The organism is Enterobacter cloacae complex sp. IR5459, from assembly GCF_049238005.1.
Classification (GTDB): domain Bacteria; phylum Pseudomonadota; class Gammaproteobacteria; order Enterobacterales; family Enterobacteriaceae; genus Enterobacter; species Enterobacter hormaechei_C.
The window spans coordinates 89,783-116,595 of the sequence record NZ_JBMKIG010000009.1 but is presented as its reverse complement, the minus strand read 5'-3'; the positions used below and the strand labels follow the sequence as shown (position 1 = coordinate 116,595).

Genomic DNA, 26,813 nt, shown 5'->3' with positions numbered 1-26,813 from the left:
TCGCATTTGCAGGAACGCATTATGAATACCCTTCCTCACTGGTGGCAGAACGGCGTCATCTACCAGATTTACCCAAAGAGCTTCCAGGACACCACCGGCAGCGGCACCGGCGATTTACGCGGCGTGACGCAGCGTCTGGACTATCTGAAAACCCTCGGCATTGACGCCATCTGGCTGACGCCGTTTTATATCTCTCCGCAGGTGGACAACGGCTACGACGTGGCGAACTACACCGCCATCGATCCGGCCTACGGCACGCTGGATGATTTCGACGAGCTGGTCGCTGAGGCGCACGCGCGCGGCATCCGCATCGTGCTGGATATGGTCTTTAACCACACGTCCACGCAGCACGCCTGGTTCCGCGAGTCGCTGAACAAAGCGAGCCCGTACCGCCAGTTCTACATCTGGCGAGACGGCACGCCGGAGCAGCTTCCCAACAACTGGCGCTCCAAGTTTGGCGGCAACGCCTGGCGCTGGCACGCCGAGAGCGAGCAGTATTACCTGCACCTGTTCGCGCCAGAGCAGGCGGACCTCAACTGGGAAAACCCGGCGGTGCGCGCCGAGCTGAAAAAGGTGTGCGAGTTCTGGGCCGATCGCGGCGTGGACGGCCTGCGTCTGGACGTCATTAACCTGATTTCAAAAGATCAGGATTTCCCTGATGACAACATCGGCGACGGTCGCCGCTTCTATACCGACGGGCCGCGCATTCATGAATATCTCCAGGAGATGAGCCGCGACGTCTTTACGCCGCGCAACCTGATGACGGTAGGCGAGATGTCCTCGACCTCGCTGGAGAACTGCCAGCAGTATGCGTCTCTCGATGGCCGCGAGCTGTCGATGACCTTTAACTTCCACCACCTCAAGGTGGACTACCCCGGCGGCGAAAAATGGACGAAGGCAAAGCCGGACTTCGTGGCGCTGAAAACCCTTTTCCGCCACTGGCAGCAGGGGATGCACAACAAAGCCTGGAACGCGCTGTTCTGGTGTAACCATGACCAGCCGCGCATCGTGTCGCGCTTTGGTGACGAAGGGGAACGCCGCGTGGCGGCGGCGAAAATGCTCGGCATGGTGCTGCACGGGATGCAGGGCACGCCGTATATCTATCAGGGTGAAGAGCTTGGCATGACCAACCCGCACTTCAGCCGCATCACCGATTACCGCGACGTGGAAAGCCTGAACATGTTCGCCGAACTGCGCGCCAGCGGCCGCGAGCCGGATGAATTACTGGCGATTCTGGCGAGTAAGTCACGCGATAATGGCCGCACGCCGATGCAGTGGGACGCCTCGCATAATGCGGGCTTTACCGAGGCCGAGCCGTGGATTGGCGTTTGCGACAACTACGAAACCGTGAATGTCCGCGCGGCGCTGGACGACCCCGATTCGGTGTTCTACACCTACCAGTCGCTGATTCGCCTGCGCAAAACCCTGCCGGTACTGACGTGGGGGGATTATGAGGATCTCCTGCCTGACCACCCTTCCCTGTGGTGCTATCGCCGCCAGTGGCAGGGGCAAACGCTGATGGTGGTGGCGAACCTGAGCCATTTGCCTCAGGAATGGCAAGCGGACGCTCTCAGCGGCGAGTCGCAGGTGGTGATAAGCAACTACCCCGCCCCTCACACCTCAATGCTTCGTCCGTTTGAAGCCGTGTGGTGGCTAAAGCAGTAATTCCTCCGCCGGGCACGATGCCGTGTCCGGCTTACTTTGCTGTTTTTGTTGAATAATTAATCAGATTTTTCCTTCGCGTCTTTACAATTGCCCCAGCGCCCGCCGTTTGTACTCTCGTCTTTTTACTTTGTCCTGCATCAAAAAAATCGCAAACATGTTTGATGCAAATCACTATATGTAGAACTTAAAATGCACGCCGACCCAACATCTTGTATTTATCGTCTACTATTCCAACAACAAGACGGCGCTTACGCTGGCCGGAATTGTGGATAACACGGGCTGGGCACGCGGGAAGTCTTTGCCGCGGCGAGGAATACGCCCGGTGAATACTTCTCCACCTCTGTGGATAACCTGTTTTTAAAATGGAGTGATCATGACACCGCATGTGATGAAACGTGATGGCTGTAAAGTGCCGTTTAAATCAGAGCGCATCAAAGAAGCCATTCTGCGTGCAGCTAAAGCAGCGGGAGTCGATGACGCAGATTACTGCGCCACCGTCGCAGAAGTCGTTAGCAGCCAGATGCATGAACGCAGCCAGGTGGATATCAACGAGATCCAGACCGCGGTTGAAAACCAGCTGATGTCTGGTCCGTACAAGCAGCTGGCGCGCGCCTACATTGAGTATCGTCACGACCGTGACGTCCAGCGTGAGAAACGGGGTCGCCTTAACCAGGAGATCCGCGGCCTGGTAGAGCAAACCAACTCGTCGCTGCTCAATGAAAATGCCAATAAAGACAGCAAAGTGATCCCGACCCAGCGCGACCTGCTGGCCGGTATCGTCGCCAAGCACTATGCCCGTCAGCATCTGCTGCCGCGCGATGTAGTCTCGGCGCACGAGCGCGGTGAGATCCACTATCACGATCTCGACTACTCGCCGTTCTTCCCGATGTTTAACTGCATGCTGATCGACCTGAAAGGCATGCTGACCCACGGTTTTAAAATGGGTAACGCCGAGATTGAGCCGCCGAAATCCATCTCCACCGCGACGGCGGTCACGGCGCAGATCATCGCCCAGGTGGCGAGCCACATCTATGGCGGCACCACCATTAACCGCATTGATGAAGTGCTGGCCCCGTTCGTGACCGAGAGCTTCAACAAACACCGTAAAACGGCGGAAGAGTGGCAGATCCCGGATGCTGACGGTTACGCCCGTTCCCGCACCGAGAAAGAGTGCTACGACGCCTTCCAGTCGCTGGAATATGAGGTAAACACGCTGCACACCGCCAACGGCCAGACGCCGTTTGTGACCTTCGGGTTTGGCCTCGGCACCAGCTGGGAATCACGCCTGATCCAGCAGTCTATTCTGCGCAACCGTATCTCCGGCCTCGGTAAAAACCGTAAAACGGCGGTGTTCCCGAAACTGGTGTTCGCCATTCGCGACGGCCTGAACCACAAGTTTGGCGATCCGAACTACGACATCAAACAGCTGGCGCTGGAGTGCGCGAGCAAGCGTATGTACCCGGATATCCTCAACTACGACCAGGTGGTAAAAGTCACGGGTTCGTTTAAAACGCCAATGGGCTGCCGCAGCTTCCTCGGCGTGTACGAAGATGAGAACGGCGAGCAGATCCACGACGGGCGCAACAACCTGGGCGTCATCAGCCTGAACCTGCCGCGCATCGCGCTGGAAGCCAAAGGGAATGAAGCGGCCTTCTGGACGCTGCTGGATGAACGTTTACAGCTGGCACGTAAGGCGCTGATGACCCGCATCGCCCGTCTTGAAGGGGTGAAAGCCCGCGTCGCGCCAATTCTCTATATGGAAGGGGCCTGCGGCGTGCGCCTGAAAGCGGACGATGATGTGTCGGAGATCTTCAAAAACGGTCGCGCGTCGATCTCTCTTGGCTATATCGGCATTCACGAAACGATTAACGCGCTGTTTGGCGACAAGCATATCTATGACAACGACGCCCTGCGTGAGAAGGGTATCGCGATTGTGCAGCGCCTGCGCGATGCGGTAGACCAGTGGAAAGAGGAAACTGGTTACGGTTTCAGCCTGTACAGCACGCCGAGTGAAAACCTCTGCGATCGCTTCTGCCGTCTGGACACCGCCGAATTCGGCATCGTGGAAGGCGTGACCGACAAAGGTTACTACACCAACAGCTTCCACCTCGATGTTGAGAAGAAGGTGAACCCGTACGACAAGATCGACTTCGAAGCGGCTTATCCGCCCATCGCGAACGGCGGTTTTATCTGCTATGGCGAGTACCCGAACATTCAGCACAACCTGAAGGCGCTGGAAGACGTGTGGGATTACAGCTATCAGCACGTGCCGTACTACGGAACCAACACGCCAATTGACGAGTGCTACGAGTGCGGCTTTACCGGTGAGTTCGAGTGCACCAGCAAAGGCTTCACCTGTCCGAAATGCGGTAACCACGATGCAGCCCGCGTCTCCGTGACCCGCCGCGTGTGCGGCTACCTCGGCAGCCCGGATGCCCGTCCGTTTAACGCCGGTAAGCAGGAAGAGGTGAAGCGCAGGGTGAAACATCTGGGGAATGGGCAGATCGGGTAAGTTCTGCGCAGGGTGTCCCCCCACCCTACCCCTCTCCCTCAAGGGAGAGGGAACCGATCGAGCACATTGTTATTCCGGCCACCGGTTTTCTCCCTCTCCCTGTGGGAGAGGGCCGGGGTGAGGGCATCAGGTTAACGCTATGAATTATCACCAGTACTACCCCGTCGACATCGTCAACGGCCCCGGCACCCGCTGTACCCTGTTTGTATCAGGCTGCGTTCACGAGTGCCCCGGCTGCTACAACAAAAGCACCTGGCGCCTGAACTCGGGTATGCCGTTTACCGCTGAGATGGAAGACCGCATCATCAACGACCTGAACGACACGCGCATCAAACGCCAGGGGATCTCGCTCTCCGGCGGCGACCCGCTCCATCCGCAAAACGTGCCGGAGATCCTGAAGCTGGTAAAACGCATCCACCACGAGTGCGCGGGAAAAGACATCTGGGTCTGGACGGGCTATAAGCTGGATGAACTGAATGCGCAGCAGATGGAAGTGGTGGATCTAATTAACGTCCTGGTCGACGGCAAGTTCATGCAGGATCTAAAAGATCCTATGCTTATCTGGCGCGGCAGCAGCAACCAGGTTGTGCATCATCTGCGTTGAATGAAGGCGGATATCCTCTGTCCGCCTGAACGTCAAAACCGACTCAAACTCTCCATCGCCACAGCCTTAAACGCCGCAAAATTCTCGCACTGGCACAGGCGCGCCATCGCGCGTTCACGCAGGAAAGTGACAAAGATGTCGTAAATCGCCATTGCCTCTTCGTACTCGCTTTTGCTGATGGCGAGCAGGAAGATGACATGGGCGGTTTCATCTCCCCACTGAATGCCCTGCGGCGCCAGCACGGTGTAGACCACCGTTTTTTGCGCCAGCAGGCCGAGGGAGTGCGGCAGCGCAATGCCGTCGCCGAGCATGGTGCTGACGATGGCTTCACGCTCGATAACCGAATCCAGAAACTCCGCACCGACAAAGCCCTCTGCTTCAAGCTGTTCACACAGCTCGCGGAACAGCGTTTGCTGGTCGACAGGCTTGTCGATAATGCGGAAATGGGCCGCGTCGAAGTATTTTTCCAGCATCCACGGCCGGGTGCGGTCCACCAGCACCAGCTTGCCGATCTGCTCTAACTGATAATCGGTCGGGAACGGGGCGATCATCACCACCGGTTTGGATTTTTCGCTCACGCGGGCGGTGGAGATCACAAAGTCTTCGCCAATGGCATCGGCAAGCTCGTACTCGCGAAGGGTGAGCGTGCGCGTCACCTCAATCTGCGGGTATTTACGCTGAAGTACCGCCTCGATCATGCGCACCATCGCGTTACCTGCGTCGCATACCAGCAGCACCCGCGGCTGGCGCTGGTAGCCGATGTTGTAGTGGCGCTCCAGCCCGACGCCGATATGCAGCACCAGAAAACCAATTTCGTTTTCGCTGATCACATACGGGGTGTATTTTCCCCAGCTCGACACCGCCGCGAGGGTCATATCCCACGCCATCGGGTAGTGCTGCTTGATGTTATCCAGCAGCGGATTGGGGATCATGATTTGATACCGCACGCGGGTAATCATGGTTTTGATGTGCGTGAGCAGATCTGCATGCAGTTGCTCGTCGCTCAACAGGTTGTAGTTATAGTGGGTGTTGATGTAGCGCAGAATGTAGTTGACCAGGGCTTCGTCGTCGTCAGCGTTAATGGCGCTCGGGGCGATCTCCTGGATCTGCCGCGCCGCAATGTGCACGCACAGCCAGCTCTCTTCTGACGGCGACAGCGCTTTGCCCGCCAGCTCCTGGATAGCCACCGCGATATCTTTCGCCGCCTCATGCACGTTCTCTTCCACGTCCTCCGCGTGGAATTCCGGCAGCGGATACCCTTCGCTGATGCGCCGCACCGACACCGCGCAGTACAGGCGCAGGAACAGCTCGCCTTCGTCGGTCAGGCGAATGTGATGGCGCGTCAGCGCATCGTGCAGCACCGGCACCATCTTTTCCGCCACGCCCGCGTTCAGCGCCACGTCGGTCACCAGCGGGTTCAGGCTGTCCTGCTGCGCCAGCTCCCACAGGAGGTCGGTCAGGCAGGCGCGGATCGCCATCTCGCTGCCAAACAGCTTCATGCCGTGGCGAGGGCGGGTTTCCAGCGTCAGGTTGTAACGGTGAAACCACTCGCGCACTTCCACCATGTCGCTCTGCAACGTGGCCCGGCTGACGAACCACTCATCGGCCAGATCCTCCAGCTTGATGGAAAAGGCTGACGTCAGAAAACGCACCACCAGATAGTGCACGCGCTCAGGTCCGGTTCGCGGAATACGCAGCGCGCGCGGGTGGGACGCCTGCAATTGCTGATAGCGCGCCACATCATTAATTTTGAGCTGATAGCCGTTGCCCCGGCTCAAAATGAACTGCGCGCCGTGGCTGGCCAGCAGCGCGTTCAGGGCGGTGATATCCGCCCGGACGGTTCGCGTGGAAACCGACAGCCGCTGCGCCAGCTCGTCCTGCGGCAGCGTCTCGTTTTGCAACAGATCGAAAAGTTGCGCTAAACGTTGGTTCGGAAATCGCACGTCGTTGTCCTCTTACGGCTTAAGGTGAAATGACCATCTGGGATGGGCTGCCGACCGGGGTATAGTCTGGCTCGGCGCTCAGCTTGCCGTCCGGCGCCACGCGGAAACGGGTAATGTTGTCGCTGCGCTGGTTCATGACGTACAGCCAGCGACCCTGCTTATCGAGCGTCAGGGTGCGCGGATAGTCGCCGCGCGTCCAGACATCATCCTGATGCGTCAGCGTACCCTCTGCCGTTACGGTAAAGTGCCCGATGCTGTTATGCAAACGGTTAGCGACATACAGCTGTTTCCCGTCGGCACTTAGCGCCAGCCCGGCAGCAAAACTGGTGCCTTTATAACCGTCCGGCAAGGCTGAAACCGTTTTACCCTCTTTCAGCCTGCCATTACTGTCCAGCGCATAATGGGTGAGCGTAGACGCCTCTTCGTTAATCAGCCACAGGGCATCGCCTTTCGGCGTAAAGACGAAGTGGCGCGGCCCGGCCCCTTTTGAGGAGGCGCTGATAAATGGCGGATCGTTCGGCGTCAGCTTCCCGGTTTGATCGTCAAAACGGTACTGATAGATGCGATCCAGCCCCAGATCGGTGGAAAAAACGTATTTCCCGCTCGGATCGGCGGCGATCATGTGCGCATGCGGGCCGTTATGATCGCTGATGGCGAAACTGCCCTCGACGGCAGCTTCCGGCTTCGCCGCGCCCGGTTCGCCTTTGTCCTGATGGGTGTCCGTAGCATCGCTCAGGCTGCCGTCTGCGTTAACGGGCAGCACCGCGACAGTTCCGCTGATGTAGTTTGCCACCAGCAGATGTTTACCGTTCGGCGTCAGGGAAAGATATACAGGCCCCGCGCCGCCGGAGGCCACCTGATTCAGCTCGCTCAGCGTGCCGTTATCGCCGATGCGCAGCGCCTGCACCACGCCCTGCTCCACTTCGCTTGCCAGATAGAGCGTTTTGCCGTCGTGTGAGACGGTTAACTGCGCGGCGTTCGGCAGCTTGCTCACCAGCGTTTTATCGTTCAGCGCACCGGTTTGCGGGTCGACGGTAAAGCGGTACAGCCCTTCGCCGTTGGGGTTGTAGGTGCCCACCCAGGCGTACTGGTTTTGAGCAATAGCAGAGGTAGCAAGTAAAGAGAGTGAAGCGACAAGCAGGGTACGGGTGTGCATGGTGGCTCCTTCGGGTGTGTGCGGTTTGTTTCCCCTCACCCTAACCCTCTCCCCAAAGGGGAGAGGGGACGATTACACCCTCTCCCCTTTGGGGAGAGGGCTGGGGTGAGGGGCAGGTTTTACTTCACCAGCTTCTTCGTCATCGCCAGCAGCGTGCGCACATCTTCTGGGCGCGTATCACCGCTGGCTTTATCGATAATCGAGCTGTAGATATGCGGGATGATTTTGCTCACGCCCGCATCCAGGGCGATCTGCAAGATCGCCTCGAAGTTCTCCAGATCGATTCCCCCGGTCGGCTCCAGCCAGAAGTCGTGACGGGCGCAAGCTTCCGCCACCGCCTGGTATTCGTCACGGCACTTCAGGCCGCCCATCGGAAAGTACTTGATGGAGCTGCCGCCGAAATCTTTCAGCAGGGCAATCGCCGTTTCAACCGGCACGATGGCGTCCGGCGCGTTGCTGCTCAGCGGGCCGGTGGAGATTTTCACCATCCCGACGGTACCGGTCGGAGAGACCAGACCGTTGACCACGGAGTCATTTTGCCCCAGCAGCGCGCGGCTGGTGGCCACGCCGGTAAAGACCTGGTTAACGTGCTGCGGCTGCACCTGGCGGGAGATTTCACTCACCATCGCCGACTGGTTCGGATCGCCCGCGCCCAGGCCAACGGAGAGCGCGTTATCAATCAGCTTCGCGTATTCACGCATATCCGCGACCGCGCTCGCCACGTCCGGGTAATTTTTGGAGAGCACGCCCACCAGCACGTGGCCTTCCGCCGCCTCATAGATGGCGCTGGCGTTGGCCTTTGAGCCAGCCAGCACGTTCAGACAGACGCGGTCACGGTAAAAGTTGGGGGTCAGTTTCATGCGTTTTTCTCCTGTCCTAATACTTCACTAATGCGGCGGTACACAATGTTCAGCTGGTCAGCGTTTACGCTGCGCACGTCCGCCTCAATAATCCCTTCGTTGGCCTTGTAGCCACGGAAATAGATGGCGTATTCGCCCTGCTTGAGCGCATTCACCAGGTCACCCGTGCCGACGCCCGTGGTGGCTTCGTCGAACTTAATTTCGGTGCGGGCGATGTCGCGTCCGGCGCTGTCCCAGACCACGCGCGCGGTCACACCGTTAAGGGTGTTGAGCGCCTCGATAAACGGCGTCATTTTCGCCACCATCTCGGCGCCGCTCTCCTTGGTGGCCGTCAGGTAGTGTTCGATGGCGCAGGTCAGGCCAAGAATGCCCTCTTTGCCCACCTTCATCGCGCGGCCAATGCCCGCCGTCTGGCGCTTCACCCACTCAACGTACTGGGTTTTGCCAATCACCAGGCCGCTGGTTGGGCCTTCGATCGCCTTCGCGCCGCTGTAGATCACCAGATCGGCGCCGGATCGGTAATAGGTATGCAGATCTTCTTCCGCCGCGGCATCAACGATCAGCGGCAAGTCGTGTTTACGCGCGACAACCGCCGCCTGCTCGACGCTGAGCATGCTTTTCTGCACGCAGTGGTGCGATTTAATGTAGAGGATAGCCGCCGTGCGCGGGGTGATCGCCGCCGCCAGCTGATCGGCGGAACATTCGTTGGCGTAGCCCGCTTCCACCAGCTTGCCGCCGCCAAGCGCCACCATGGTGCCCACCGGCGCGCCAAAATTCACGTTGTGGCCTTTCGGCAGGACGATCTCGTTATTTTCAATCGGTGTGACGTGCAGGTTTTCCAGCAGCCAGTCGCTGTCTTTCACCAGCACAGCCGCCACGGACTGGGCAATGCCCGCCGACGCGCAGGAGACCACCGTCGCCCCTTCCACCTCCAGCAGCTTCGCGATGTATTCCCCGGTTTTATTGACCAGATCCTTCATCTCGAAATAGTGATTCATGCCGTCCATCGCCGCCTGCACCACTTCCGGGCGCGGCGTGGAGACGCCCAGCGCCGTCATGCGGCCAGAGGTGTTGATCACCTGCTTTAAGTTGTACTTCTCATAAATCGAAGGCATGTTCCGTGCTCCCTTGTTCGGTCATGTAGCCCTTGCCCGCGCGGATCGCGGCAAGCGGCACCAGAATGTGTTCAGCCTGTAGGCTGTCGTTTTCGGCATCCGTCAGCACCGTCGGCTGGCGCTTGAGGGTAAACAGCGTCAGATCGGCGTCGAGGCCAGGCTGAATGCGGCCTTTGCGCGTCAGGCGCAGGCCATCGGCGGCGTTGGCGGTGACGCAGTCAATCACCTGCGGCAATGACATGCCGATGGCGAGGAATTTCGACATCACGCTTGCCAGCGAGCCGACCGGACCGTTGATGCGGTTGCGGCAGTAAATATCCGAGCTGATGGTGTGCGGCAGAATGCCCATCGCAATAGCGCGCTTCGCCACTTCAAAGCTGAAGCTCGCCGTACCGTGGCCAACGTCCAGACGCACGCCGCGCTTCAGGGCGGAGGTAATGGAGGCACGCAGCTCGCCGGAGGGCGTCAGGATGCGGTTTGGCTTGCCGTTGTAGCAGTGGGTAATGATGTCGCCGGAGCTCAGCAGCTCGGCGATTTCGTCGAGGTTCGGCGGGTTGTTGCCAATGTGCACCATCAGCGGCAGGTCGCCGTTCTCTTTCTGGATCGCTTTCGCGCGCGCCAGCGGGGTGATGCCGTTGTCACCGACCACGCTGCTGCTCATGCGCGCCTTCAGGCCGACGATAAAATCAGGATGGCGTTTCACCGCCTCTTTCACCGCGTCGGCGTCAATATTGGCCATATTGACCAGCTCGTTCTGGGCGATCAGCCCCACGCGGGAGATGTTCAGCAGGGCAAACACCTCGGTGGAGGCTTTGCGGGTGATGGCGTAGAAATCGTCCACGTCGTCGGCCCCGGTGCTGCCCGCGTCCACCACGGTGGTGACGCCGGTGGCAATGCCCACGCTGTCCGGCTCGTCGTGGTAAATCGGGGAGTTCGGGTAGCAGTGGACGTGGGAGTCAATCCAGCCCGCGCTGACGAACACATCATCGTTAAGCTCAACCGTTTTGCGGGCGGGAGCGTTAATGTCGCCTGTCGCGGCGATCTTCCCGTCCTGAATGGCGATATCGGTCAGGGTATCGTCGGCGAGGCGCGCACGGCGCAGGAGTAGATCAAACATGGGGTTCTCCTGATAAGGCGGGCACCGAAGCGCCCGCGGGTATTAAAGGGCGACCGGGAACAGCCAGCCCAAAATCATTGCGCCGAGGATGGCGCCACCGGTTATCGGCTTCTGCCAGATGTAGAACAGCAACGCGCCTACCAGGGAACCGACGCCGATTGGAATGGAAGCGGTCATGGCGCTGAGGATAATCAACGGCCCGAGGAAGCGGCCGGAGGCGTTACCCGCGCCCATCATCACGTCTGCGCCGTAGGTGGAGTTGCTCTGGTTGATGGTGAACTTACGCGCCAGGATGATGACGTAGCCAATCGCCAGACCAATCACCAGGCCGGTAATCAGCGAGGCAATGAAGTTGGTCACCGGGAACATGATCCCCGCGCCCAGCAGCAGCGCCGGTACGCCGAGGCCCACGCCGGTCTGGATCGCCCCGCCGATATCAAGAATACCTACCAGCGACCCTTCGATAATTCGGGCGAACAGGAAGCTCGCGCCAAATGCCGCCACCGCGCCGTAAACGCCGGTATCAATGCCCGCTTTCAGCATCGCCACGAAGGCCACTTCGTTAAACGCGCCGATGCCGTAGAGGTAGTACATGTGCGTCCCGGCAAACACGCCGGAGGAGAGCAGGCCAACGAAGATCGGGAACGACCAGTCGGCATACCAAAAACCTTTATTCTGTTCCATTTAGAGGCTCCTGTTATTTACCGCTGAGCGAGTTGTGGATCATGTCGAGCCAGTTCGGCACGGTCAGATGGAAGGATTCGATCATCTTCATGTCGAAGCCGCGGAAGAAGCCGCTCAGCACGAAGAGCAGAACGATCGCCGCCATCATCACTTTGGTGACGTGGTTCCAGCCGCTCTCCTCCACGCCTTTACCGATCAGAATACCCAGTACCAGACCCGGTACGGCGTTACCCATGATCAGCTGTGCCGCGCCGCCAAAGATGGTGGCCCAGAAGCCCGATTTTTTACCCGCGTCGATGGCCGCCAGCCAGAAGATCACCGGCATCACGGTGTTGACCAGCAGGTTCGCGGCAGGCACCAGCACCTTCACGGCGGTGACCTGAAGCGCTGCGGGCACGGAGGAGGCGGTCAGGTTAAGGAAGGTCACGACAATCATGCCGATGATGCCGCAGGCAATCGCCATTTTGCGCGGGTCATGCAGCGTTTCACCGACGTTACGGTTTTTGATCATCAGCGCGGCAGCACCCCAGTTTGGGATGATGCGGTGGTCAACGTCCTGTGTGAAGGCACCTGCGGCCACGGAAGAGGCCCAGGCGTTAAAGAAGAAACCTAACCCAAAGGAGAAGTGGGACGCCGGATCCCCTTCGCAGGAGTTCAGTTCCCCCAACGTACGAAACGCGCCCATACCCTGAGTGGTAGGCGCATGAAACATGCGTGCAGCCCCGGCCCCGACACCGACGCCTACCAGGCCGCCGATGATGAGCGATTTTATTAATATAATTAAGAACATCAGTCTGCCCTTTTATGAATAATCAGCGTTGCGTGACGAAATCCACCTGGTCGAGATTGATGGCTGTCACGTTGACGGTCACATCCAGCTCCACGCTGTAGGTGCGTCTTTCCCGGCGCAGAAAGAAGAACAGAAACGCTTCTTTTCGCACCGCTTCTTGCGCCTGAACGACCTGCACATCCTGTGGCTCAATACGCAGTAAGATATGCGGTGAGGCTTTCATCACCGCGGCCTGAACGTGGTTGAGCGCGTCGGCAAAGGCGCGCGCTTTGGCGTCGCCCTTCCCCTTCACTCTCACCGTGGTTGTGAACTGTTCTTTCATGCTTACGCGCCGTATTTCTTCTGCCACGCCTGTACCAGACGCTCGCCCAGCTCTTCTTTATCCATAAAGCCAAAGCCCAGCACGTTGCAGCCTTCGTTGATGGCGGTCACACCCTCATCCACGGAGCGCATTCCGTATTTGGCCTTGTAGCCATATTTGGTCTGAGCGGTGATGGCGCCCGCGCCGCCGCTGCCGCAGAAGGAGATGCCGAAGGTGGCGTTTTCCGCTTTCATCACGTCACCGAGCTTCATATCCGCTGCCATGCCCGGTACGACAACCGCGCGTCCGCCGGCTTTTTCCACACCCGCAGCCACTTTCTGACCTTTACCCAGGCGATCGCCAATCACGACTGTAATCTGTTCCATGTGTTGCTCCTTAAAGGTTGTCTTTCGCGACTTCGAAGTGAACGGAGAGCAGCCAGGCCTCTTCATCAGGAAGGTTGCCGAACTGCGCTACCACTTCACGGGCAAGTTGCATTGAATCTGGTGAAATTTCGTCGAACAGCTCTGCTTCAACCTCCGGCAGCGGCTCGCCGGTCACGGACCGGTGCGCCATTGCGCGAACGTGGGAGGTCAGCATCTGCTCCTGTACCGCGTTGGGGATGATGTTGTGCCGGGCCAGCAGGGCGTAGACCTGCTGAAGCATGGTGTTCGCGAGCTGTTCTGTTTGCACCGCCTGTTCCCCAACGTCGTTCATTACCGCTCCGTTAATCACTCGTCTTACCCCGTTAATGGCTCTGGAATAAAACTAACGTTGGGGGGGAATTGTTTGTAGCGAGTTGTTTTCCACTTCGAAGTGGAAAGGCGAGCAGCGGCAGTGATCTGTGCCACATAAATGCGGTGAATCTGTATAAATCGCTGGATTTACGTGATGAATATCACGCTATTACGCGGTATTAGACTGAAAAGCGGAGTGGAAAAGATTACGAGCAGGCTCGTAGAAATGTGACGTGGATAAGGTTTTCTTATGGAGATTCGCTAGAGTGGCGGCGGGTGCTTGAGACTGACCGTCTCAGGCATGGGACGGAAAGTGGAAAGCCCCGCCTGATAAAAAATCAGGGCGGGGGCTCGAAACGACACGTCACACCGTGGAGTTCGCTACCTCGCCCGCTTTAAAGCAAGGAGGCATCCATGAAACGCAGAAACCCAAGTATCGGGGTTTTGATGATTATTTCTTTGACAATAATCATCTTAACGCTGGTGACGAGGAAAACACTGTGCGAGATCCGTTTTCGTAATGGCTCGCTTGAAGTGACAGCGCGGATGGATTGTCGCTCCGGCAAGTAGGGAGCAACGATGCGGGGGCGCATCATGCGCCTCCGCATACGGAGAGAGGACGTACAGCTCAGGCACCCAATTAACGATACTTTTTGTGATACGCGTTGCGGGTCGCCGCAAACTGATCGGCTGCCGCCTGGGCTTCCTTCACTTTGCCTTCGTTCGCCAGCTTCAGCGCGCCGTCAATCTGGCCGACCAGCACGTCAAAGCCGTGGCGGTAGTCTTTCATCTCGGCGCTGTCTGCCGCTTTGCTTTCCAGCTTCGGCGGCGTCGCTTTTTGCGCATCCAGCGCAGCTTCACGCATCTTCGTCAGTGCGTCTTTCATTTCCGCCGCATTGTCGGTTTTCTGCACCACCTTCAGATTTTGACTGAGGATGTCCATGTTGTCTTCGAGATCGGCAGCAAACGCAGATGAGCCAAGAACCAGCGTTGAAGCCGCGACGCTCGCTAACAGGTGTTTACGCATTGCTCACTTCCTTTTTTATTATTAATCACGCTTTTAAGGGGATTATTGCCCGGCGATTTTCATCTCCGGCAGTAATACAGAACCACACTGAATATTGCTGCGTTTTTCAATATCGTTACCGACCGTAACAATATTGCGCCACATGTCCTTGAGGTTGCCGGCGATGGTGATTTCGCTCACCGGATACTGAATTTCACCGTTTTCGACCCAGAAGCCCGCTGCACCGCGAGAGTAATCGCCGGTGATACCGCTCACGCCCTGCCCCATCAGCTCGGTGACCACCAGGCCGGTGCCCATCTCTTTCAGCATCTGCTCAAAGTTGAGGCCCTGCCCGGCAATGCGCCAGTTGTGAATGCCGCCCGCGTGCCCGGTGCTTTTCAGCCCCAGCTTGCGCGCGGAGTAGTTGGTCAGCAGCCACTGGGTCAGAATGCCGTCTTTCACGATGTCACGACGCTCGGTGCGCACGCCTTCGCTGTCGAACGGCGTGGAGGCCAGCCCTTTCAGCAGGTGCGGATGCTCTTCGATGGTGAGCCATTCCGGCAGGATCTGCTTGCCCAGCGAGTCGAGCAGGAAGGTCGATTTACGGTAAACGGAGCCGCCCGCGATAGCGCCCACCAGATGGCCAAACAGGCCGGTCGCCACTTCGTTGGCAAAAATCACCGGGGCTTTCATGGTGGAGAGCTTGCGCGGCGACAGGCGAGACAGCGTGCGTTCGGCGCACGCTTTACCCACCCACTCCGGAGACTGCAAATCCCCCAGCGCGCGGCCAATGGTATAGGCGTAATCGCGCTCCATGTCGCCGTTTTCTTCGGCGATGACGCAACTGGAAAGCGAGTGGCGGGTTGAGCAGTACCCCTGCAACATTCCATGGGAGTTACCAAACACTTTAATGCCGTAGTGGCTGTTAAAGCTGCCGCCTTCGGTATTGGTGATGCGTTTGTCAGCCTGCAAAGAGGCCTGCTCGGCACGCGCGGCCAGCTCAATGGCTTCATCCGGCGTCACTTCCGCGGGATGGAACAGATCGAGATCCGGCGCGTCAAACGCCAGCAGCTCTTTATCAGCCACGCCAGCGTAAGGATCCGGGGAGGTGTAACGCGCGATATCCAGCGCCGCCTGCACCGTTCGGGCGATGGCATCCGGGCTGAGATCGGTAGACGACGCGCTGCCTTTGCGATTCTGGTGATACACGGTGATCCCCAGCGCGCCATCGCTATTAAATTCTACATTCTCCACTTCGCCATAGCGGGTGCTCACGCTAATGCCGGTGGTTTTGCTGACCGCCACTTCGGCGCCATCTGATTTACCTGAAGCGAGCGTCAGCGCGGTGGAGACGGCTTCTTCCAGAATCTTACGCTGCGCTTCAACTTGTGAGGTTACTTTCATCGCAAATGCCATACTGTAAGAGAGAGTTAAGTGAAGTCTAACAGAGAACCGTTTTTCAGTGCGCGTCTTAACTGGTAACATTAGCCTCTTTTTTTAAGGAGCCTGACATGACTAAGCAGCCCGAAGACTGGCTCGACGACGTTCCCGGTGATGACATCGAAGACGAAGATGATGAGATCATCTGGGTCAGTAAAAGTGAAATTAAACGTGACGCCGAAGAGTTAAAACAGCTTGGCGCAGAAATGGTAGAACTGGGTAAAAACGCGCTGGATAAGATCCCGCTCGACCAGGATCTGCGTGATGCCATTGAACTGGCACAGAAAATCAAGAAAGAAGGGCGTCGCCGCCAGCTTCAGCTTATCGGGAAACTGCTGCGTCAGCGCGACGTGGAGCCGATCCGTCAGGCGCTGGACAAACTGAAAAACCGCCACAACCAGCAGGTTGCGCTGTTCCATAAGCTGGAGCAGATCCGCGATCGTCTGATCGAGCAAGGTGATGACGCGGTACCTGAAGTGCTGAACCTGTGGCCGAATGCCGACCGCCAGCAGCTGCGTTCTTTGATCCGTAACGCGAAGAAAGAGAAAGAAGGGAATAAGCCGCCGAAGTCAGCGCGTCTGATTTTCCAGTATCTGCGCGAGCTGTCTGAGAACGAAGAGTAAACCCCTCACCCCAGCCCTCTCTCCAAAGGGGAGAGGGAGAAGAGATAATGTAGGCCCGGTAAGCGCTAGCGCCACCGGGTCTTTTTTTACTCTGCGGCCGCGGCTTTCTTCGCCAGACCGTCCAGCAGCTTCTGATGGATACCACCAAACCCGCCGTTGCTCATCACCAGAATGTGATCGCCAGGCTGTGCGGCTTTCACCACCATATCCGCTAAGACATCCACGTCCGCACTCCAGTGCGCTGGCTGAATGCAGGCGTCGGCCACTTCGGCCACCTGCCACGGAATATGCTGCGGTTGCAGCAGGAAGACTTCGTCGGCACGCCCTAAGGACGGCGCGAGATCGTCTTTGCAGATGCCCATTTTCATGGTGTTCGAACGCGGTTCCAGTACGGCCAGAATGCGCGCGGTGCCGCCAACTTTGCCACGCAATGCGGCAAGCGTCGCCAGAATGGCCGTTGGGTGGTGCGCGAAATCGTCATACACCGTCACACCGTGGGCTTCGCCACGCAGCTCCAGACGGCGACGGGCGTTGATAAACGTGCCAAGCGCATTGGCGGCATCCGCAGGCAGTACGCCAACGTGACGCGCCGCGGCGATCGCCATCAGGCCGTTGTGCATGTTGTGCTCGCCCACCAGGCCCCACTTCACCTCGCCCACTTTCTCACCGTCGAGCAGCACTTCCCATTCGGAGGCATCCGCGTTGAGCTTTTTCGCCTGCCAGTGCCCCTGCTCGCCAACCAGCTCCTGCTCGCTCCAGCACCCCATTGCCAGGGTCTGCTTCAGGTTGATGTCGTTCTCCGGCAGGATAATGCGGCCCTGACCCGGAACAATGCGCACCAGATGGTGGAACTGTTTCTGAATCGCTTTCAGGTCGTCAAAGATATCCGCGTGATCGAACTCAAGGTTGTTGAGGATCAGCGTGCGTGGGCAGTAATGCACGAATTTAGATCGCTTGTCGAAGAACGCGCAGTCGTATTCATCTGCTTCAATCACAAAGAACGGGCTGTCGCCCAGACGCGCGGAGATGTCGAAATTCCCCGGTACGCCGCCGATCACGAAGCCCGGCTTGTAGCCGCAGGCTTCGAGGATCCAGGTCGCCATACCGGCGGTGGTGGTTTTGCCGTGCGTCCCGGCAACGGCGACAACCCAGCGGTCGCGCAGGACAAAATCATGCAGCCACTGCGGGCCAGACATGTACGGGATATTGCGCTCCAGCACCGCTTCAACGCATGGATTCCCACGGGTCATGGCGTTACCCACGATCACCAGATCCGGCTGCGGCTCCAGCTGGCTGGCGTCATATCCCTGAATCAGAGAAATTCCCTGCTTCTCGAGCAGCGTGCTCATCGGCGGATACACATTGGCGTCCGAACCTGTCACTTCATGGCCCAGCGAGCGCGCCAGCATTGCCAGTCCGCCCATGAAAGTGCCACAAATCCCCAATATATGAATGCGCATACGTCACTATCCTTCTTCAATGTGGCGCACATTTTACTCACATGTCAGCGGCTGTGAAACGCATTTCAGGTAAATCCGTATTTTGCTGGCGCGATTCACCTCTGCGCTAATATTTGAATGTTTGTTAAGATTGTTGGACATCAACCGCTTTACTCAACATAAGATGCAGGGAAAGTGTTATGAAAACGTTAGGTGAATTTATTGTCGAAAAGCAGCACGAGTTCTCTCATGCTACGGGTGAGCTCACTGCTTTGCTGTCGGCAATAAAGCTGGGCGCTAAGATCATCCACCGCGATATCAACAAGGCCGGTCTGGTCGATATCCTGGGTGCCAGCGGTGCCGAGAACGTTCAGGGTGAGGTTCAGCAGAAACTCGACCTGTTCGCCAATGAAAAACTGAAAGCAGCACTGCGCGCGCGCGACATCGTTGCGGGTATCGCCTCTGAAGAAGAAGATGAGATCGTCGTATTCGAAGGGTGTGAACACGCGAAATACGTTGTTCTGATGGATCCGCTGGACGGCTCCTCCAACATCGACGTTAACGTTTCTGTCGGTACCATTTTCTCCATCTACCGTCGCGTAACGCCGGTTGGCACGCCGGTGACGGAAGAAGACTTCCTGCAACCGGGCAGTAAACAGGTTGCTGCCGGTTATGTGGTGTATGGCTCGTCCACCATGCTGGTGTACACCACCGGCTGCGGCGTACACGCCTTTACCTACGATCCGTCCCTGGGCGTGTTCTGCCTGTGCCAGGAGCGTATGCGCTTCCCGGAGAAGGGTAACACCTACTCCATCAACGAAGGCAACTACATCAAATTCCCGAACGGCGTGAAGAAGTACATCAAATTCTGCCAGGAAGAGGATAAAGCCACCCAGCGCCCGTACACCTCACGCTATATCGGCTCGCTGGTGGCGGATTTCCACCGTAACCTGCTGAAGGGCGGTATTTACCTCTACCCAAGCACCGCCAGCCACCCGGACGGAAAACTGCGTCTGCTGTACGAGTGCAACCCAATGGCATTCCTGGCCGAACAGGCAGGCGGCAAGGCGAGCGACGGTAAAGAGCGTATTCTGGATATCGTGCCAGAAAGCCTGCACCAGCGCCGTTCGTTCTTCGTCGGCAACCGCCATATGGTGGATGACGTTGAACGCATGATCCGCGAATTCCCGGACGCGTAACGCACGAAAAGGGGAGCCCGTCAGGCTCCCCTTTTTTTCGTCATGCCGTTTGCGTCGTCAATTTGAAGGAGGCCATCGCTTCCATCAGCTCGCGAGACTGCTCCTCCAGGGAACGTGTTGCCGCAGATGATTGCTGGACCAGCGCCGCATTTTGCTGCGCCGTTTCATCCATCTGATTGACGGCGATATTCACCTGCTCAATACCGCGGCTTTGCTCCTGAGAGGCCGTCGCAATTTCACGCATCAGTTTGGTCATACGCAGTACTTCGGTGGCGATCTCGTCCATCGTCTCACCGGCCTGCTGCGCCAGCTCGCTGCCCTCGTTCACGTGGGTTTGCGAATCGCTGATAAGCGAGCGGATCTCTTTCGCCGCATCAGCACTGCGGCTGGCGAGATTACGCACCTCACCCGCCACGACCGCAAAACCTCGCCCCTGCTCACCCGCACGCGCCGCTTCAACGGAGGCGTTCAGCGCCAGAATATTGGTCTGGAAGGCAATGCCGTCGATGACGCTCAGGATATCGGCGATGCGTGCCGAGCTGCCGGAGATGTCGCGCATCTTCTCAATGACATAGCAGACCATTTCGCTGCCGTGATCGGCGGTATCGGAGACCGACTTCGCCAGCTGGTGCGCCTGCTCGGCGTTATCGGCGTTAAGTTTCACCGTGGCGGTGATCTCTTCCATGCTGGCGGCCGTCTGCTCCAGCGAGGTGGCGGTGGATTCCGTGCGCTGAGCCAGGTTCATATTCCCGGCCGTCAGCTCGCGGCTGCCGGTATCAATCTGCGAGCTGGCGTCACGCACCCGCAGAACGGAGTCCATCAGCGACTGGCGCATCCCTTCGATCGCCGCGTTAAGGCGATTAAATTCCTGGCTCGCCGGCGCGTTCAGGGTATGGGTTAAATCCCCGGCCGCCACATGTTCCAGCTGGGCAATCGAGGCTGAAAGCGGCTTGAGCAGCATATGGCGCAGAACCAGCCAGGCCAGCACGATAATGCCAGCCGTCAGCAGCGCCGCGACGATAATCAGGATCAGCACGCGGGTTTTACTCGCCTGCACGGCGCTCACCTCCGCTTTGCCGCGCGCCTCGCTCCATGCCTGGAACGCCTGCATATCGTTATCAAACTGCTTCGCCACCGGGACCAGCTTGTTTTCCAGCAGATCGTAATAGCTGTCCGCGCTTTGCTCGTTCAGGGCTTTCAGCATCGGGCTGATACCCTGCTGGTTGTACACCGCCAGGCTCGCGGCGACGTTATCCAGCAGCTTTTGCCCCTGCTCATCCGCCACGCCGCTGCCGATCACGCCCTTCAGCGTTTTCTGTGCCAGCGCCACTTCCTGGTTAATGGTTTTGACCGCCCTGGCCGCATCGTCCAGCAGGCCGACCTCCATCATGCGGACGGCCTGCCCCGCTTCGTTACGCGCGCGCAGGATCAGCGTATAGCCGGCATTCAGCTGCACCATCTGTTCACCCTGAAGATGATTGATGCGCTGGAGAGAAGCGGAACTTTGTGTAAGGGCATAAATGCCGATGCCGCTGACAATCAGCAGCAGAAGGGTCATAACGGCCAGTAAAGAGAGCAAGCCGGTACGAATCGATAGCGTTTTAAGCATGATGTTATTTCCGGTAGCGAGATATTTCTGGGCATAAAAAAAGAGTATCGGCCGCTACCGGAAAATGTTTAGAGTTTAAGCAATTTCAGCATGTTATCGCCCTGTTACAGAGGTATTCACCCGGGTAACAGGCGAGCTCTGGCGGTTCTCCCACAGCACCGTCAGGCCGCGCTGGAGCGCGATAAAAATAAACAGCAGAATGCCGATGGCGATTTTGGTCCACCAGGAGCTGAGCGTGCCGTCGAAGTTGATATAGGTCTGAATCAGCCCCTGGATCGCCACGCCAAACAGCGTGCCGAGCACCGTCCCCACCCCGCCGCTGAGCAGCGTACCGCCAATCACCACCGAGGCAATGGCGTCCAGCTCAACGCCCACCCCCGCCAGCGCATAGCCTGCCTGGGTATAAACCGAGAATACAATCCCCGCGAGCGTGGCCAGCCCGGTCGAAAGCATGTAGATGCGGATAGTCGTGCTGCGCGTGGAAATTCCCATCAGGTTCGCGGACGTGGCGCTGCCGCCAATGGCATAAACCTGGTTACCAAACCGGGTACGGTGGGCGAGGAAGATCCCGATCACCACCACGCCCAGCATCAGCAGCCCCATTGCGCTCAGGCGCCCCCCGCCGGGGATTTTCCACGCCAGGCTGGAGAGCGTGTCGTAGATCGGGTGGTTAATGGGAATTGACTCCTCCGACACCAGATAGCTCACGCCGCGCAGGAAGAACATCCCGGCGAGGGTGATAATAAAGGCCGGGATTTTCAGCGCATCGATCAAAAGCCCCATAAAGGCGCCGAACGCGCAGCCCATGACCAGCACCAGCGGAAAAGCCAGCAGCGGCGAAATGCCCCAAAAGCCAATCGCCTTGGCAAGAAACACGCCGGTAAAGGCGATCACCGACCCAACGGAGAGATCGATCCCGCCGGAGAGGATCACAAACGTCATGCCGACGGCGATAATGCCTAAAAAGGCATTGTCGGTCAGGATGTTGCAAATCACCCGCGTGGAGGCGAAGCCCGGGAACTGGGTCAGGCAATAGAGGTACCCCAGCACGAACACGCCCAGCGTGATCATTAACGGCAAATTACGTTTTATCATGACCGCGGTTCCCCTTAATGAGAGTGATAAAGCGCGGCGACTGCACGATAAGCACGATAAGCACCACGACCGCTTTGACGACCTGATTCAGCTCCGGCTGGAACCCGGAGAGCAAAATACCGGTATTCATACCCTGAATAATCAACGCCCCCACCACCGAGAGCAGCAGATTAAAACGTCCGCCCATCAGCGATCCACCGCCGATAACTACCGCAAGGATCGCATCCAGCTCGAGCCAGAGTCCGGCGTTATTGGCATCCGCTCCGCGAATATCGGCGGCCACGATCACCCCGGCAATCGCAGCACAGACGCCGCTCAGCACGTAAGTCAGCATCACCATCAGCCGCGTATTTACCCCGGCGTTTTTCGCGGCCCGAATGTTAATCCCCACCGCTTCGATGAACATCCCGAGCGCCGTTTTGCGGGTGAAAAGCCAGAACACCACCAGCGTCACCAACGCGACGATCACCGGCGTCGGGAAGAACAGAAAATTACCGCTGCCGATCCACGCCAGGCTCGGGGAGTTAAAGGTGACGATTTGACCGGAGGTGATAAGCTGCGCCACACCGCGCCCGGCCACCATCAAAATCAACGTCGCGACAAACGGCTGGATCTTGAGCACCGCGACCAGAATGCCGTTCCATAGCCCGGCTAGCACGCCGGAGCCCAGCGCGGCCAGCAGAACCACCGGCAGGCTGTGCCCGGCGACGGTCATCGAGGCGGCGGTGGCGCCCGCAATCGCCATTACCGCACCGACGGAGAGGTCGATCCCGCCAGTGGCAATGACCAGCGTCATACCAATCGCCAGCAGCGCCACGGGCGCGGCACGATTTAAGATGTCGATCGGGCTACCAAACAGCCGGCCATCCTGCACGACGATCTGGAAAAAATGCGGAGCCACCAGGCTATCCACCAGCAGCACCAGCAGCAGCGCCACGATTTGCGGCGTGCCGGTCGGCCAGCTGAAGCGGCGCTTCGCTTCGCCAGTTTGCGAAAGAGAACGGGACATCACATTTGACTCCTTACGCCGCGATGGCATTCATGATCGCCGGAACCGACAGTTTATCCAGCGGGATCTCTGCCACCTGCCTGCGATCGCGCATGATGATGACGCGATCGGCATAGCCGACCAGCTCCTCCAGCTCAGACGAGATCACCAGCAGCGCCAGACCGTCGGCGCAGAGCGTTTCGATAAGCCGGATGATTTCGGCGTGCGCGCCCACGTCGATACCGCGCGTGGGCTCGTCGAGGATCAGGAATTGCGGCTTGGTGAGCAGCCAGCGCGAGAGCAACACCTTCTGCTGATTACCGCCCGAGAGGAACTCGATGGGCTGTTCCGCGCTCGGGGTACGTATACCGAGCTGGCGGATGAAGCGCTCGGCAATCGCGTTCTGCTCGCGCTTAGGGATCGGACGCAGCCAGCCGCGCTGGGCCTGTAGCGCCAGAATGATGTTTTCCCGCACCGAGGCGGCGGCAATAATACCGTCCGTTTTCCTGTCCTCCGGGCAGAAGCCCACGCCGAGGCACGACGCCTGATGCGGTGAACGTAGCGTTTGTGGTTTGCCTTTGATCAGCGCCGTTCCGCTGTCGGCAGGTTTGATCCCGAAGATGACTTCGGCGGTTTCGGTGCGCCCGGAGCCTAACAGACCCGCCAGTCCCACAATTTCACCGGGGCGTACCTCGAGGTTAAACGGCGCGATGGTCCCTTTTCTGCCGTAATCGTGAAACGCGGCGATCGGTTTTTCGCTCAGCAGCGTACGCCCCGCGCGCTGAAGCGCGTTGGTCTCCAGCTCGCGGCCCAGCATCATTTTGACCAGCTCTATCTGCGGCAGCTCGCGCGTTTCCCGGCAGCCGACAAAGCTGCCGTTGCGCAGCACCGTTATACGGTCGCTCACCTCGTAAACCTGATCGAGGAAATGCGTCACGAAAATCAGGCTAACACCCTGATTACGCAGCTGGCGCATCAGGGTAAAAAGCATCTCCACTTCCTGGGTATCGAGGCTGGCGGTGGGTTCATCGAGGATCAGCACTTTCGCCGAGAGATCGATAGCGCGACAGATCGCCACGATCTGCTGCATCGCCACGGAGAAACGGTTCAGCGGTTCGCGCACGTCGAGAGAGAAGCCATACGATTCCATCAGCTTCGCGGCGCGCGCTTCCATCTCTTTGCGGCGCAGCAGGCCAAAACGTCTGGGCTCGCGGCCAATAAACAGGTTGTCCGCTACCGACATGTTTGGCAGCAGGTTCACTTCCTGGTAGACCGTGCCGATCCCCAGTTGCTGCGCATGCGCGGTGTTTTTGGGCGAAATGGCGTTACCTTCCAGCCAGATAGCGCCGCGATCGGCGTGATAGACCCCGGTCAGGGTTTTAATCAGCGTCGACTTCCCCGCCCCGTTTTCGCCGAGCAACGCCATGATCTCCCCCCGCCGCAGGCTGAAATCAACGTTATCCAGCGCCTTAACGCCAGGGAAAAATTTACTCAGGCCCTCTGTGCGAAGGATTTCCTGGTGTTGTTCGGTGGTCATGGTTTCCCCCTCACCCTGACCCTCTCCCCGGAGGGGAGAGGGGACTATGTCGTGCCCATCTTTAATTTTCTGCCCAACCCGCCCTTTTCCCTCTCCCCTCCGGGGAGAGGGCTAGGGTGAGGGGGCGAGGGCTTAGTAGCCCATATTTTTCTTCTTCTCTAACTCTTCTTTCGCCGTGTCCGGCAGGTAGAGCGTGGATTTGGTGATGGTCAACTTCTCAGGCTGGGTGCCGTCTTTCTTGAATTTCTCCAGCGCATCGAATGCCGGGCCCGCCATATTTGGCGTCAGCTCCACGCTGGCGTTCGCTTCGCCGTCAATCATCGCTTTGTAGATGTCCGGTACGCCGTCGATCGAGCCGGTGAGGATATCTTTGCCCGGCTTCAGGCCCGCTTCTTTGATGGCCTGGATGGCGCCGATCACCATGTCGTCGTTGTGGGCGTAAACCATGCAAATATTTTTGCCGTTATTTTCTGCCTTGATGAAGCTTTCCATGACCTCTTTACCCTTGCTGCGGGTGAAGTCGCCGGACTGAGAACGGATGATTTTGATGTTTGGTGCTTTGGCGATGGCCTCCGCGAAACCTTTCTTACGGTCGATAGCCACGCTCGCTCCGACGGTGCCCTGCAACTCAACCACGTTACACGGCTTGCCATCCACCTGCTTCACCAGCCAGTCACCAATCAGTTTGCCTTCCAGCACGTTATCGGCGGTGACGGTGGTCATATAGAGAGATTTGTCTTTTACGTCGATGGAACGGTCGAGCAGGAAGACCGGAATTTCAGCATCTTTGGCTTCCTTCAGCACCGGCTCCCAGCCCGTAGCGACAACCGGGGCAATAAAGATGGCATCCACGCCCTGAGCGATAAAAGAGCGTACCGCTTTAATCTGGTTCTCTTGCTTTTGCTGACCATCGGCGATTTTCAGCGTAATACCGCGCTTTTCGGCCTCACTTTTCGCCACATTGGTTTCAGCGGCGCGCCAGCCGGATTCAGATCCGACCTGCGAAAATCCCACGGTTAAAGGTGCGGCCATCGCCATAGACGACATGGCTGCCGAAACTGCTGTAACAAGAAGTAAGCGCTTCCACATATGAACGTCCTCGTAGGGTAGGTTATTGTTGGTTAAAAGATGTTCCGCGGATGAACTATAGCCAATGGAATATGTTACGGATTGCGTTACATCACACTTCAGAAAAGTGAATAAAACGTTAATCACAAGTTTGTAATCGCTTTCATTTCAACATTTAAAATGCGACTGAGTTTATGGATTATCCTGTCATGGAAACGGTCTGAAAAGTGAAGGCGCGAGGGAGAGAAGTCGAAAACAGGCGGAGACTTTCAGCGCCAGTTGGCTATAATACCTGCCACTTGTTTACCATCCATTTTAAAGGACACCGACATGAGCTTACTCAACGTCCCTGCGGGTAAAGAACTGCCAGAAGACATCTACGTTGTGATCGAAATCCCGGCCAACGCAGATCCAATCAAATACGAAATCGACAAAGACACCGGTGCGCTGTTCGTTGACCGTTTCATGTCTACCGCCATGTTCTATCCGTGCAACTACGGCTACATCAACCACACTCTGTCTCTGGACGGTGACCCGGTTGACGTACTGGTCCCGACGCCGTACCCATTGCAGCCAGGCTCCGTCATTCGCTGCCGTCCTGTTGGCGTGCTGAAAATGACTGACGAAGCGGGTGAAGATGCGAAACTGGTTGCCGTACCGCACACCAAGCTGAGCAAAGAGTACGATCACATTAAAGATGTGAACGACCTGCCAGAGCTGCTGAAAGCGCAGATCGCCCACTTCTTCGAGCACTACAAAGATCTCGAAAAAGGCAAATGGGTTAAAGTTGAAGGCTGGGATAACGCAGAAGCGGCGAAAGCAGAAATCATCGCCTCTTTCGAGCGTGCTGCTAAGAAGTAATTCTTACTGCTGATACTAAGCCCCGCGCGTCGGGGCTTTTTTGTGCCTTTCGATCCCGGTAACCCGTGCGAATGGGCGCAAAAAAACAACGCCACCTTACGGTGGCGTTGTCGTTTTTCAGAACTGGTCTCTGTCTAACCAGTTACCGCTTTCAATCAGCGTTAACCCGTCGACCGAACGTTGGTACACGTACATCCATGCACTGCCGTAAGGCGTCTGGATCAACTGGCGAGCGTATTCACCGCCCCTGGTGCGCAAGGCATCAAGTTCGGCCAGCGTGGCATTATCAATACGATAAACCTCACCCTGTACCGTTCCGTTCCCCGGAACTGCGCCTGGATAGTGGCCCAGACTGTACAACTGGTAGTTTTCGATTGTGTAATTTCCCAGCAACTGGGCGTTGGTCATCCAGTGGCTGTTGCCTTGCCTGGTTCGTAAACTGCCGTAAACAAATATTCGCATTG

26 protein-coding genes are annotated in these 26,813 nt (G+C 57.8%); 7 read left to right on the top strand and 19 right to left on the bottom strand.

The window, feature by feature from the left end:
• Nucleotides 1–21: 21 nt before the first annotated feature.
• The 3 genes from treC to nrdG all read left to right on the top strand — a co-directional run bounded on the left by treC (nt 22) and on the right by nrdG (nt 4,781).
• A complete protein-coding gene (gene treC / locus ACOTX4_RS18570) occupies nt 22–1,665 on the top strand; it encodes an alpha,alpha-phosphotrehalase (protein WP_045330779.1) in 1,644 nt (547 codons plus the stop codon).
• A 373-nt stretch (nt 1,666–2,038) separates the two neighbouring features.
• Nucleotides 2,039–4,177 carry an anaerobic ribonucleoside-triphosphate reductase gene (gene nrdD, locus ACOTX4_RS18565; RefSeq protein ID WP_023305323.1) on the top strand — a complete coding sequence of 713 codons (2,139 nt, stop codon included), beginning with the start codon at nt 2,039–2,041 and terminating at the stop codon, nt 4,175–4,177.
• A 139-nt stretch (nt 4,178–4,316) separates the two neighbouring features.
• Entirely contained in the window at nt 4,317–4,781 is a 465-nt protein-coding gene (gene nrdG / locus ACOTX4_RS18560; protein WP_003856093.1) for an anaerobic ribonucleoside-triphosphate reductase-activating protein, read from the top strand.
• Nucleotides 4,782–4,813: 32 nt separating this feature from the next.
• Here nrdG and ACOTX4_RS18555 read toward each other — a convergent pair whose 3' ends face one another.
• The 10 genes from ACOTX4_RS18555 to ACOTX4_RS18510 all read right to left on the bottom strand — a co-directional run bounded on the left by ACOTX4_RS18555 (nt 4,814) and on the right by ACOTX4_RS18510 (nt 13,482).
• Nucleotides 4,814–6,724 carry a BglG family transcription antiterminator gene (locus ACOTX4_RS18555; RefSeq protein ID WP_032608374.1) on the bottom strand — a complete coding sequence of 637 codons (1,911 nt, stop codon included), beginning with the start codon at nt 6,722–6,724 and terminating at the stop codon, nt 4,814–4,816.
• Nucleotides 6,725–6,743: 19 nt separating this feature from the next.
• On the bottom strand, nt 6,744–7,880 hold the full coding sequence (locus ACOTX4_RS18550; RefSeq protein WP_023324063.1) for a lactonase family protein: 1,137 nt from the start codon (nt 7,878–7,880) through the stop codon (nt 6,744–6,746).
• Between the two features lie 119 nt (nt 7,881–7,999).
• On the bottom strand, nt 8,000–8,740 hold the full coding sequence (dagF, locus tag ACOTX4_RS18545) for a 2-dehydro-3-deoxy-phosphogluconate aldolase (RefSeq protein WP_032661318.1): 741 nt from the start codon (nt 8,738–8,740) through the stop codon (nt 8,000–8,002).
• Entirely contained in the window at nt 8,737–9,855 is a 1,119-nt protein-coding gene (locus ACOTX4_RS18540; protein ID WP_032608372.1) for a DgaE family pyridoxal phosphate-dependent ammonia lyase, read from the bottom strand. Before ACOTX4_RS18540 ends, dagF begins: the two co-directional genes overlap by 4 nt.
• A complete protein-coding gene (locus tag ACOTX4_RS18535; protein WP_421635412.1) occupies nt 9,839–10,972 on the bottom strand; it encodes an amidohydrolase/deacetylase family metallohydrolase in 1,134 nt (377 codons plus the stop codon). Before ACOTX4_RS18535 ends, ACOTX4_RS18540 begins: the two co-directional genes overlap by 17 nt.
• Before the next feature lie 42 nt (nt 10,973–11,014).
• Nucleotides 11,015–11,656, bottom strand: coding sequence for a DUF4310 family protein (locus ACOTX4_RS18530; RefSeq protein WP_003856081.1), 642 nt, complete (start codon nt 11,654–11,656; stop codon nt 11,015–11,017).
• A gap of 13 nt (nt 11,657–11,669) precedes the next feature.
• Entirely contained in the window at nt 11,670–12,446 is a 777-nt protein-coding gene (locus tag ACOTX4_RS18525) for a DUF4311 domain-containing protein (RefSeq protein ID WP_006810337.1), read from the bottom strand.
• Between the two features lie 22 nt (nt 12,447–12,468).
• A complete protein-coding gene (locus ACOTX4_RS18520; protein WP_006810338.1) occupies nt 12,469–12,768 on the bottom strand; it encodes a DUF4312 family protein in 300 nt (99 codons plus the stop codon).
• 2 nt (nt 12,769–12,770) lie between these two features.
• Nucleotides 12,771–13,133: an SFCGS family glycine-rich protein gene (locus tag ACOTX4_RS18515; RefSeq protein ID WP_006810339.1), complete on the bottom strand. Its 363-nt coding sequence runs from the start codon at nt 13,131–13,133 to the stop codon at nt 12,771–12,773.
• Between the two features lie 10 nt (nt 13,134–13,143).
• Complete coding sequence (locus ACOTX4_RS18510; RefSeq protein ID WP_026080657.1) at nt 13,144–13,482, bottom strand: PRD domain-containing protein; 339 nt, start codon at nt 13,480–13,482, stop codon at nt 13,144–13,146.
• A gap of 416 nt (nt 13,483–13,898) precedes the next feature.
• Here ACOTX4_RS18510 and ACOTX4_RS18505 point away from each other — a divergent pair, with 416 nt between their 5' ends.
• Nucleotides 13,899–14,054, top strand: a complete 156-nt coding sequence (locus tag ACOTX4_RS18505; protein WP_017383916.1) for a Hok/Gef family protein — start codon at nt 13,899–13,901, stop codon at nt 14,052–14,054.
• Between the two features lie 70 nt (nt 14,055–14,124).
• Here the strand turns inward: ACOTX4_RS18505 and cybC are convergent, their stop codons facing one another.
• Together cybC and pmbA are read right to left on the bottom strand one after the other, a co-directional pair.
• Nucleotides 14,125–14,511, bottom strand: coding sequence for a cytochrome b562 (cybC, locus tag ACOTX4_RS18500; RefSeq protein WP_063938077.1), 387 nt, complete (start codon nt 14,509–14,511; stop codon nt 14,125–14,127).
• A 42-nt stretch (nt 14,512–14,553) separates the two neighbouring features.
• Nucleotides 14,554–15,906 carry a metalloprotease PmbA gene (gene pmbA, locus ACOTX4_RS18495; RefSeq protein ID WP_022650279.1) on the bottom strand — a complete coding sequence of 451 codons (1,353 nt, stop codon included), beginning with the start codon at nt 15,904–15,906 and terminating at the stop codon, nt 14,554–14,556.
• A gap of 95 nt (nt 15,907–16,001) precedes the next feature.
• Here pmbA and yjgA point away from each other — a divergent pair, with 95 nt between their 5' ends.
• Complete coding sequence (yjgA, locus tag ACOTX4_RS18490) at nt 16,002–16,553, top strand: ribosome biogenesis factor YjgA (protein WP_003856072.1); 552 nt, start codon at nt 16,002–16,004, stop codon at nt 16,551–16,553.
• Nucleotides 16,554–16,639: 86 nt separating this feature from the next.
• On the opposite strand, the gene mpl is transcribed toward yjgA, so the two are convergent.
• Nucleotides 16,640–18,013, bottom strand: coding sequence for a UDP-N-acetylmuramate:L-alanyl-gamma-D-glutamyl-meso-diaminopimelate ligase (gene mpl, locus ACOTX4_RS18485; protein WP_045330794.1), 1,374 nt, complete (start codon nt 18,011–18,013; stop codon nt 16,640–16,642).
• Between the two features lie 179 nt (nt 18,014–18,192).
• On the opposite strand from mpl, the gene fbp reads away from it, so the two are divergent.
• The gene (gene fbp, locus ACOTX4_RS18480) at nt 18,193–19,191 is read left to right on the top strand and encodes a class 1 fructose-bisphosphatase (protein WP_003856070.1); all 999 of its coding nucleotides are present in this window, start codon (nt 18,193–18,195) and stop codon (nt 19,189–19,191) included.
• Nucleotides 19,192–19,231: 40 nt separating this feature from the next.
• Here the strand turns inward: fbp and ACOTX4_RS18475 are convergent, their stop codons facing one another.
• The 5 genes from ACOTX4_RS18475 to ytfQ form a co-directional block, all read right to left on the bottom strand.
• Complete coding sequence (locus ACOTX4_RS18475) at nt 19,232–20,800, bottom strand: methyl-accepting chemotaxis protein (RefSeq protein ID WP_044704215.1); 1,569 nt, start codon at nt 20,798–20,800, stop codon at nt 19,232–19,234.
• A 93-nt stretch (nt 20,801–20,893) separates the two neighbouring features.
• Nucleotides 20,894–21,895, bottom strand: coding sequence for a galactofuranose ABC transporter, permease protein YjfF (yjfF, locus tag ACOTX4_RS18470; protein WP_023302976.1), 1,002 nt, complete (start codon nt 21,893–21,895; stop codon nt 20,894–20,896).
• Nucleotides 21,882–22,907, bottom strand: coding sequence for a galactofuranose ABC transporter, ATP-binding protein YtfT (gene ytfT / locus ACOTX4_RS18465; protein WP_160863346.1), 1,026 nt, complete (start codon nt 22,905–22,907; stop codon nt 21,882–21,884). The genes yjfF and ytfT overlap by 14 nt, the downstream gene beginning before the upstream one ends.
• Before the next feature lie 10 nt (nt 22,908–22,917).
• Nucleotides 22,918–24,420 (bottom strand): galactofuranose ABC transporter, ATP-binding protein YtfR, encoded by a 1,503-nt coding sequence (gene ytfR, locus ACOTX4_RS18460; RefSeq protein WP_017383923.1) that lies wholly within the window; start codon nt 24,418–24,420, stop codon nt 22,918–22,920.
• Nucleotides 24,421–24,552: 132 nt separating this feature from the next.
• A complete protein-coding gene (gene ytfQ / locus ACOTX4_RS18455; RefSeq protein ID WP_017383924.1) occupies nt 24,553–25,509 on the bottom strand; it encodes a galactofuranose ABC transporter substrate-binding protein YtfQ in 957 nt (318 codons plus the stop codon).
• Between the two features lie 309 nt (nt 25,510–25,818).
• Between ytfQ and ppa the strand changes: the two genes are divergently transcribed.
• Nucleotides 25,819–26,349, top strand: a complete 531-nt coding sequence (gene ppa / locus ACOTX4_RS18450) for an inorganic diphosphatase (RefSeq protein ID WP_006810347.1) — start codon at nt 25,819–25,821, stop codon at nt 26,347–26,349.
• A 117-nt stretch (nt 26,350–26,466) separates the two neighbouring features.
• Here ppa and ACOTX4_RS18445 read toward each other — a convergent pair whose 3' ends face one another.
• Nucleotides 26,467–26,811 carry a gamma-glutamylcyclotransferase family protein gene (locus tag ACOTX4_RS18445; RefSeq protein ID WP_017383925.1) on the bottom strand — a complete coding sequence of 115 codons (345 nt, stop codon included), beginning with the start codon at nt 26,809–26,811 and terminating at the stop codon, nt 26,467–26,469.
• Nucleotides 26,812–26,813 lie beyond the last annotated feature (2 nt).